The sequence below is a fragment of the Streptomyces sp. GC420 genome (genome assembly GCF_009916105.1).
Taxonomy (GTDB): domain Bacteria; phylum Actinomycetota; class Actinomycetes; order Streptomycetales; family Streptomycetaceae; genus Streptomyces.
Genome location: NZ_JAAAXQ010000366.1, coordinates 1 through 7,712, shown reverse-complemented (window position 1 = coordinate 7,712; position 7,712 = coordinate 1). Strand labels below are relative to the sequence as shown.

Genomic DNA, 7,712 nt, shown 5'->3' with positions numbered 1-7,712 from the left:
GCCGGGGTGGGAGCCGGAGACCGCCTTGACCACCAGGTCCTCGTGGTGGGCGGCGAACTGGCGCGCGATCTGCGGAAAGGTGGTGATGAGGGTGGCGGGTACGGCGAATCCGCTTCGGTGGGCGACATGCAGCTGCCACGGTTTGTAGCGCGCCTGGGCCGCCGCGCCCGGATGGTTCATCCACCGAGCGTCAGTGCAGATCAGCATTCCGTAAAGGGCCTGCGTGGCTTCTGCGGTCGACCAGGCGGATTGCTCGGCCACGCGGGCGCCGGGAGTACCTGGTCTGCGTATCCAAATCGAACGCAGAGCACTCATGCTGACCACGCGCCCGCCCGCCGCCAGATGCCCGTGGAAGTCGCCACGGAAATATTCCCCCGACAGTGACACGTCACCCGGCAGGTCGGCGGGATCCAGTCGCACGACCGGGACCCCACGGTCGTGCAACACAGCGACCACCAGGTCGGCCGTCACGTCCTCTTCGCAGGTCAGGACCAACACCGTCATGGTCGGATCAGTCGTCGAAGTGGGTCTTGGACCCGGCGGTGGAGACGGTGGCACCCATGGCGACCAGCACGGCCCGGTCCAGGATGGCCAGGCGCCCGTCCGGCAGGACGTTCAATTGCCGCGTGGAGTCGTACGCGTACGGAGTCACGGCAGGCGTTTGCACGACCGGACGGGTGTAGTTCAACGCGAACGGTCGCACTGAAACTCCTTCTGCTGGCAGAGGCATGACCGACAGCACTCACACGGTTCAATACGCGCCACGTACGTAACTGATTCATGACGCTGGGTAGCGCCTTTCCGGGGTTTGGAAAAGCACACCCTCTCTATAGACCATGCAAAGCGCGATTCGGTTCACAGCGGCCTGAGGGGAGCCTGAAAAAAGGGTTTAGGGCACCGTGATTTTGATCATACGAACACGTTGAGCAACTCCCCGAACACCACAGGGAGTTCAGACTTCCGCGAGTTCTGACGCGGTGTCCCCTGGCCCGGCACGGCTCATGGGAGGACGCTAGAAGTGAGGGGCGGACGTCGTGCCCCGCCCATGGGAGTGATCATCATGGCGAAGAGCAAGCACTGGACCGTTGAGATCGACATCACAGAGGAAGGCGACGACACGCGAGCACGCGCGGTGCTGGCCACGTCGCCCGGAGCGGCCGTGAGCGGCACCGGAGTGGCCCGCCGGAACCCGATCGACAGGCCGATTCCGGAGATCGGCGACGAGCTCGCCGCCAGCCGCGCGCTGGAGGATCTCGCCATCAGGCTCCACGACGTCGCCTCCGACGACATCGTGGAGCTGACGGGGCCGATCGACCGGTGACCCGCCCCGGTGCCGGAGGACCGTGAAGCGGGAGGACGGCCGGAGAACGGGGAGCGCCCGCGGACACGTTTGTCCGCGGGCCTCGCCGTGGCCGCCGGGGCGGGCCCGGAGAGGATCAGTGCTCCGCCGCGAGGCGGGCCAGGCGCCGGGCCTGGTCGCGGGTGGAGCGGGCGATCTCGTCCTCGTCGGCCCCGAGCAGCCGGCCGTGCTCGACGACCGGCCTGCCGTTCACGAGGGAGAGGGCGACCGGTGCCGGCGGGCCGAGCACGAGGGCCGCGACCGGGTCGGCGATCGACGAGTGGCCGATCCCGTCGAGCTTCCACAGCACCAGGTCGGCGAGTTTGCCGGGCTCGAGCGAGCCGATCTGGCCGGCGCGCCCCAGGACCCTCGCACCGCCCGCCGTCCCGAGCCGCAGCGCCTGCCGGACGTTCAACGCCCTCTCCCGGTGCGGCCCGAGCCGGTTCACGAGCAGCGCGTTGCGCAGTTCGGTGTGCAGCTCGCCCGACTCGTTGGAGGCGGTGCCGTCGACGCCGAGGCCGACCGGAACACCCGCGGCCAGCATGTCGGGCACCCGCGCGATGCCCGCGGCCAGCCGGGCGTTGGAGGACGGACAGTGCGCCACGCCCGTGCCCGTGCGGGCGAACGCCGCGATGTCCTCGTCGTTCATGTGGACGCAGTGCGCCATCCACACGTCCTCGCCGAGCCAGCCGGTGGTCTCGAAGTACGCCGTCGGGCCCATGCCGAACAGCTCGTGGCAGAACTTCTCCTCCTCCACGGTCTCGCTGCCGTGGGTGTGCAGCCGTACGCCCTTGCGGCGGGCCAGTTCCGCGCCCTGGCGCAGGAGTTCGGTACTGACCGAGAACGGCGAGCACGGCGCGACGGCGATCTGGGTCATCGCGTCGAAGGAGGCGTCGTGGTGCCGGTCGATGGTCTCCTCCGTGGCCGCCAGCGCCCCTTCGAGGGTTTCGACGGCGAAGTCCGGCGGCAGGCCGCCGTCGGACTTCCCGCGGTCCATGGAGCCGCGGGCGAGGGTGAACCGGGCGCCGATCTCGGAGGCCGCGCGGACGACGGCCCCGGACAGGTCTCCCGCCCCCCTGGGGAAGACGTAGTGGTGGTCCATGGCGGTGGTGACGCCGCCGCGGACCATCATGCCGAGGGAGCCCCGCGCCGCGGCGTGCACCATCTCCTCGTCGATGCGCGCCCAGGTCGGGTAGAGCGCGACGAGCCAGTCGAAGAGGTTGGAGTCCTGTGCGAGGCCCCTGGTGAGCCACTGGTAGAAGTGGTGGTGGGTGTTGACCAGGCCGGGGGTGACCAGATGACCGGTACCGTCGACCCGGCGTACGACGTCGCCGAGCCCGGCGGGCGCCGGGCCCGCGCCCACGGACTCGATGCGGTTGCCCGCGACGACGACATGCCCTGAGGCGTACTCGGTGTCCTCGGCGTCGACGGTCGCCACGGCGCAGTTCTCGATGACGATGCGCTCTGCTGACAAGGCAGTTCCTCGTTGTTCTCGTGCGACGGCCTGCTTTGCGACGGCCTGCTTCGGGTCGGTCGTCCGGTCTACAGGTTGGTGAGGTCGACGGGGATGCGCGGCTCGGTGCCCTCCCGCAGCACGGTGGCCTCGATCAGGCCGTACGGCCGGTCGGCGGCGAAGTAGACCTCGTTGTCGTTCTTCAGCCCGAACGGTTCGAGGTCGACGAGGAAGTGGTGCTTGTTGGGCAGGGAGAGCCGCACCTCGTCGATCTCCTCGCGGTTCTCGATGATCCGCGCGCCCATGCGGTGGAGCGTCTGCTGGAGCGAGAGGGAGTAGGTCCCGGCGAAGGCCTGGAGCAGGTGCTCGCGCGCCCGGGCGTAGGACTGCTCCCAGTCGGGCACGCCGTCCTCGTCGCCGGCCCATCCGTAGCGCCACTTCGCGGACACCTCGGTGGCGAGGATCCGGTCGTACGCCTCCTTCAGCGTCGTGTACTTGTCCTTGATGAAGCCCCGGAACTCCGAGTCGGTGGAGTTCAGGACCGTCAGGTCCTTCAGCCCCGAGACGACCTCCCACGCCGAACCGTCGTACGTGATCTGGGCCGTCCGGGTCTCCTGGCCCTTGCGCACGAAGGAGTGCCCGGCGGGTTCCACCCCCTCGCCCGCGCCCTCCGCGCCATCCGCGCCGGCGACGCCGATGCGCTCCCAGGCGTACTCCTCGATCCGGATCCGCGCCCGGTGGATGGATTGCTGGGAGGAGACGAAGTGGCGGGCGAGGTGGATGCCGAAGGCCTCGGCCGACTCGATGCCGTACTCCTTGGCGAAGGCGTACACCGTGTTCTTGGTGGTGTCGGTCGGCAGGACGCTGGCGTTCGAGCCCGAGTAGTGCACCTCGTCCATGTCCCCGGAGAGGGAGACGGAGACGTTGAGGTCCTTGATGTGGTGCGTGCGGCCGTCGCGGACGATCCTGACGACGCGGTTCTCTGCCTTGCCGTACTGGTTCTGGCCGAGAACCACGGAACGGGCGGGGCCGGAGGTGGGTGTCATCGGTGCTAGCTCCCTCGGTATACGGAGTAGCCGAACGGGTTGAGCAGGAGCGGTACGTGGTAGTGCTCGCCCGGCACGACGGCGAAGGTGACCGTCACTTCCGGGAAGAACGCTCCGGTTCCGCCGTCACTCCCAGCACCGGCGGGAGCGTCCCGCCGGGCCTCGGCTGGTCTGCCTTGTTTCCTCGTGAGGTACGGGCCGGTCTCGAAGCCGAGCCGGACGTGGGTGGTGCCCTCCGGCAGGGCCGGGAGGTCCTTGCAGCGCCCGTCCTCGTCCGTCCTCGACCCACCGAGGTCCACCCACGGCGCGTCCGCCCCGCCACGGGCGGACAGGACGACGGCGACGGACCCCGCGGGCCGGCCGGTGCTGGTGTCCAGGATGTGGGTGGACACCGATGCGGTGGTCGCGGTGCTCATGCTGCGTCGCTTCCTTCCACGAGGCGGGTGAGGCGGAGACGGTTGATCTTCCCCAGTTCGGTGCGGACGATCTCCCGCTCCTCCCCGGGCGGGTTCCCGATCCGCTCCCTGACGGCGTCGCGCATCTGCTCCGCCGTCTTCCCGGTGGCGCAGACGAGGAAGACGTGCCCGAACCGCTCCTGGTAGGCCAGGTTGAGTTCGAGCATCTCCGCCCTGAGCCCCTCCGGGGCGCCCGCCATCCCCCGCTGTTCGCGGGCGGAGGCGGGGTCGCCCGGCCTGGGCCGTCCGATCGGCGGGTGTCCCGCCATCGCCTCGGCGAGGTCGGCGGCGGTGAGGCCGGCCACGGCGGCGTCACTGGCGGCGAGCAGGTCGCCGGCGGTGGCGTACGGGCGCCCGGCGAGCAGTGCGCCCACCCAGACCTCGCTGGCGCACACCGCGCGGAGCTCGGCGCGGGCCGCGCTCTCCCGCAAGGTGTTGAACCGGCTGAGGCCGGGTGCCGGGGACGACGTCACGGGAGCCTCCGTGGCATGTGTGTGATGCGGGCAGCGGTGCTGGGGCGCGCGCCTTTCGCGGGCGCCCGTTCTGGCTCCCGTCAGCCAACCCGCTCACACAGAACGCGTCAACAGTTTGTTGAAAATTCCGTGTTACTTGGCCCGGTTCAAGTAGTTGTAGACGGTGAAGCGACTGACCCCGAGGGCGCTCGCCACGGTTTCGACACCGTGTCGCACGGAGAAGGCGCCGCGCGCCTCCAGGCTCCGCACGACCGACTGCTTCGTCCTGCGGTCCAGCTCGGACAGCGGCATTCCGTGCTGCCGCTCCAGCGCCGCCAGGATGTGGTCGAGGGAGTCCGCGAGCTGCGGCAACCGAACGGCGAGGACGTCCTGCCCCTCCCAGGCGAGTACGACGTCCTCCTCCCCAGCCCGCTCCGGCGGGAGTATCTCGCCGCCCATGGCGTCCACGAGCGGCTTGACGGCGCCGACCAGGGGGTGCTCGGCGGGCCCGGTCACGCCTCGCCCTCCCCCGCGCCGCGCGGCGCCCCGGCGTCCCGGCCGCTCGCGGCCTCACCGATCACGTTGACCTGGAGCGTCACCCGTGTGGCGCCGGCCTCCAGGGACTTTCGCAGCAGAGCGTCGACGGCGGTCAGCACGGCGCCGGCGCGGCCCTCGGCGGTATTGCCGAACGGCCCGACCTCCACCGCGTCGAGCCCTGACGCCTCGACCACCCCGCGGGCCACCACGGCGTGCGGCGGCGGCTCGTCGAGATCGAAGGGCTCCGTCGTGAACTCCACTCTCAATCGCACCCGCCCAACCTACTGCGAGCCCCCGGCGACCCGGCAGCCTGCCCTGCCGGCCGGGCCGGCTCCCGGCCCGCCGCCCGAGGGGCCCGAGGGGCTCGCGCGGCACAACGGGCGGCGGGCGACAGAAGACCGACCTAAAATGAGGCAATAGCGACATTCCCTCGGGGTGTGTGCCCTACGCGCGCGGGAGGCCTCGTGACTCCGCTCCCCAACCCGAAAGAGGGGGCTTCCAACCCGAGGGTTGCGGTCCAGCCCGAACCGATCCCATAACGGGACGCAAGGGAAACACCACAGGCCAGGGAAGCGATTCCCCCACCGGCTGAAGCCGGTGGTCCCCTCGCTAGGAGACTGATGGCGTCCCACAGCGACAGCACCACCACCCCACTCACGCCCGCCCGGGCCCTGTGGTCCGGTATCGCCGCGATCCTCTCGGGCGCCCTGCTCATTGCCGGTCAGGCGCTGACCTGGCGCACCCCGGACACCGGCGACCAAGGGGCGATCGTCGAGATGGTGAGGTTCTACGGCGACGAGGGCAACCGCACCCTGTCCGAGACAGCCGCCGTGATGATGCTGGCGTCGGCCCTGCTCTTCCTGTGCTTCCTGCCCGAACTGGTGCGTGCCGCGGGCCGCAGGGCCTGGCTGGCCGTGGCGGGCGGGACCGTGTTCACGGTGTGCCTGATGCTCGCGGCGATCACCGGCAATGTCTACGCGATCACGGCGAACCACTCCGCCGTCTACCTGGTCACGCCGGAAACCTCGCGCACCGCGATCCTGCTGATGGACGTGGCGTACGGCGGGCTGACCGCGGCGATGCTGGGAGCGGTCGTGATGCTGATCGCCGTCTGGCGGACCGCGCTCGAGGGCCATGGAGCGGCGGGCGGCGCGGCGGCCTCGCTGCGGCTCTGGCTGGCGTGGGCGGGACTGGCCGTCGCGCTGGTGTCGCTGGCGGGGCCGCTCACCGCCTGGCTCACACCGATGCTGCTGGCGGTGTGGCTGGTGGCTGCCGGACTCCTGATGGTGCTGCTGAAGGCGCCGGCCGGACCGAGGGCGTGAGGGACGCCCTGACGGCGTCGTGAACGCGCGGCCGCGGACCCCGTCGTAGGGGCCGACGGGTCCCGCTCGCGCCCTGCCGCGCTGCCGCCGACCGGGGTACCGCGGGACCCGGGCACCGCGGAAAGACCCCGATTCGGGCGAAGTCCCCCCGCCGGGGCACACATTTGAGGGACGATGGGACGGCAGACGTCACCGGCGGGCCACCGGCCCCGCCGGCGGACGTACCGACGGACCACCGAAGAATGCACGGACGAGAGAGCGCTGGAGCCCCCATGGCAGAGAGCGTTCCGGTGCGCTGCCCGGCCTGCCGCCGAGAGCACTCGTACACCCCGCAGGCCTTCCCCTGCCCCTGCGGCGCGCCCGTCACCCTGGCCCTGGCGCCGGGCGCCCGTCTCTCCGAGATCACCCACCGCACCTGGGAGGACTCCTGGGTCACCGTGTGCTGCGGGGCCTGCGGCCGGGAGGCCCAGTGGCCCAGGCCCGAGGTCGGCTGCCCGTGCGGGATCGTGCTGGGCGTCCCCGTGCGCCGGACCGAGTCTCCGGCCCCGCCGGAGACACCCGCGCCGGAGCCCGGCGACGGGCGCCCCGAGCACATTCCGCTCCCCCGCACCGCCGTACCGCCGCGGCCCGCCTTCAGGCCGGTGACCATCCGCACCTCGCGGGACGCGGTGACCGCGGCCGCGCTCTATCTGAAGTGGCTCGGGTTCCGGAACCTCCAGCGCTTCGAGGCGTACGCCACGTCGGGCGTCGGCCTGCGCGGCCCGGGCCTGGTGGCCCAGGTCGACCCGTCGACCACGCCCACGGGCGTCAAGGAGATCGAGTGCCTGTGGCTGAGCGGTCTGCACGCCTCGGGAAGGGGTGTCTTCTTCTCCCTGGCCGGCTACGGGCAGCAGGCCAGGGCGCGCGCCGACGAACTCCGCGTGCCTCTGTTCGTCATGGACCTCACCGGCACCCCGCAGCCGGTCAATGACTCCGCCGACGACCTGGTGACGACGGGGGCCTGACGACGGGCGCCCGAGTTCCGTCCCGGCCCCGTCGAGGACGGACACGGAGCGGGCCCGGCTGCCCGCCTCGCGCGGCCCCGTCCCCCGCCCGGCCCTCCATACGG

11 protein-coding genes are annotated in these 7,712 nt (G+C 71.2%); 3 read left to right on the top strand and 8 right to left on the bottom strand.

Going from position 1 to position 7,712, the window contains the following annotated elements; translation table 11 throughout:
- Together GUY61_RS31195 and tgmA are read right to left on the bottom strand one after the other, a co-directional pair.
- Window positions 1-504, bottom strand: a 504-nt coding sequence (locus tag GUY61_RS31195) for an MvdC/MvdD family ATP grasp protein (RefSeq protein WP_398957548.1), incomplete at its 3' end; no start/stop codon positions are given.
- Between the two features lie 7 nt (window positions 505-511).
- Window positions 512-703: a putative ATP-grasp-modified RiPP gene (gene tgmA, locus GUY61_RS31190; protein WP_166633603.1), complete on the bottom strand. Its 192-nt coding sequence runs from the start codon at window positions 701-703 to the stop codon at window positions 512-514.
- A 357-nt stretch (window positions 704-1,060) separates the two neighbouring features.
- On the opposite strand from tgmA, the gene GUY61_RS31185 reads away from it, so the two are divergent.
- Window positions 1,061-1,321, top strand: coding sequence for a DUF1876 domain-containing protein (locus GUY61_RS31185; protein WP_243766885.1), 261 nt, complete (start codon window positions 1,061-1,063; stop codon window positions 1,319-1,321).
- Window positions 1,322-1,436: 115 nt separating this feature from the next.
- Here the strand turns inward: GUY61_RS31185 and GUY61_RS31180 are convergent, their stop codons facing one another.
- From GUY61_RS31180 to GUY61_RS31155, 6 genes are all read right to left on the bottom strand, one after another.
- Complete coding sequence (locus GUY61_RS31180) at window positions 1,437-2,813, bottom strand: 8-oxoguanine deaminase (protein ID WP_166633602.1); 1,377 nt, start codon at window positions 2,811-2,813, stop codon at window positions 1,437-1,439.
- Between the two features lie 68 nt (window positions 2,814-2,881).
- Window positions 2,882-3,838 (bottom strand): factor-independent urate hydroxylase, encoded by a 957-nt coding sequence (gene pucL, locus GUY61_RS31175; protein ID WP_166633601.1) that lies wholly within the window; start codon window positions 3,836-3,838, stop codon window positions 2,882-2,884.
- Window positions 3,839-3,843: 5 nt separating this feature from the next.
- On the bottom strand, window positions 3,844-4,254 hold the full coding sequence (uraH, locus tag GUY61_RS31170) for a hydroxyisourate hydrolase (protein ID WP_166633600.1): 411 nt from the start codon (window positions 4,252-4,254) through the stop codon (window positions 3,844-3,846).
- Complete coding sequence (uraD, locus tag GUY61_RS31165) at window positions 4,251-4,766, bottom strand: 2-oxo-4-hydroxy-4-carboxy-5-ureidoimidazoline decarboxylase (RefSeq protein WP_166633599.1); 516 nt, start codon at window positions 4,764-4,766, stop codon at window positions 4,251-4,253. Before uraD ends, uraH begins: the two co-directional genes overlap by 4 nt.
- A gap of 132 nt (window positions 4,767-4,898) precedes the next feature.
- Window positions 4,899-5,261, bottom strand: coding sequence for a helix-turn-helix domain-containing protein (locus GUY61_RS31160; RefSeq protein ID WP_166633598.1), 363 nt, complete (start codon window positions 5,259-5,261; stop codon window positions 4,899-4,901).
- Window positions 5,258-5,554 (bottom strand): hypothetical protein, encoded by a 297-nt coding sequence (locus tag GUY61_RS31155; protein WP_166633597.1) that lies wholly within the window; start codon window positions 5,552-5,554, stop codon window positions 5,258-5,260. Before GUY61_RS31155 ends, GUY61_RS31160 begins: the two co-directional genes overlap by 4 nt.
- Before the next feature lie 348 nt (window positions 5,555-5,902).
- Between GUY61_RS31155 and GUY61_RS31150 the strand changes: the two genes are divergently transcribed.
- Both GUY61_RS31150 and GUY61_RS31145 read left to right on the top strand, forming a co-directional pair.
- A complete protein-coding gene (locus GUY61_RS31150) occupies window positions 5,903-6,604 on the top strand; it encodes a hypothetical protein (RefSeq protein ID WP_166633596.1) in 702 nt (233 codons plus the stop codon).
- 272 nt (window positions 6,605-6,876) lie between these two features.
- Window positions 6,877-7,608 carry a hypothetical protein gene (locus tag GUY61_RS31145; protein ID WP_166633595.1) on the top strand — a complete coding sequence of 244 codons (732 nt, stop codon included), beginning with the start codon at window positions 6,877-6,879 and terminating at the stop codon, window positions 7,606-7,608.
- Window positions 7,609-7,712: the final 104 nt, after the last annotated feature.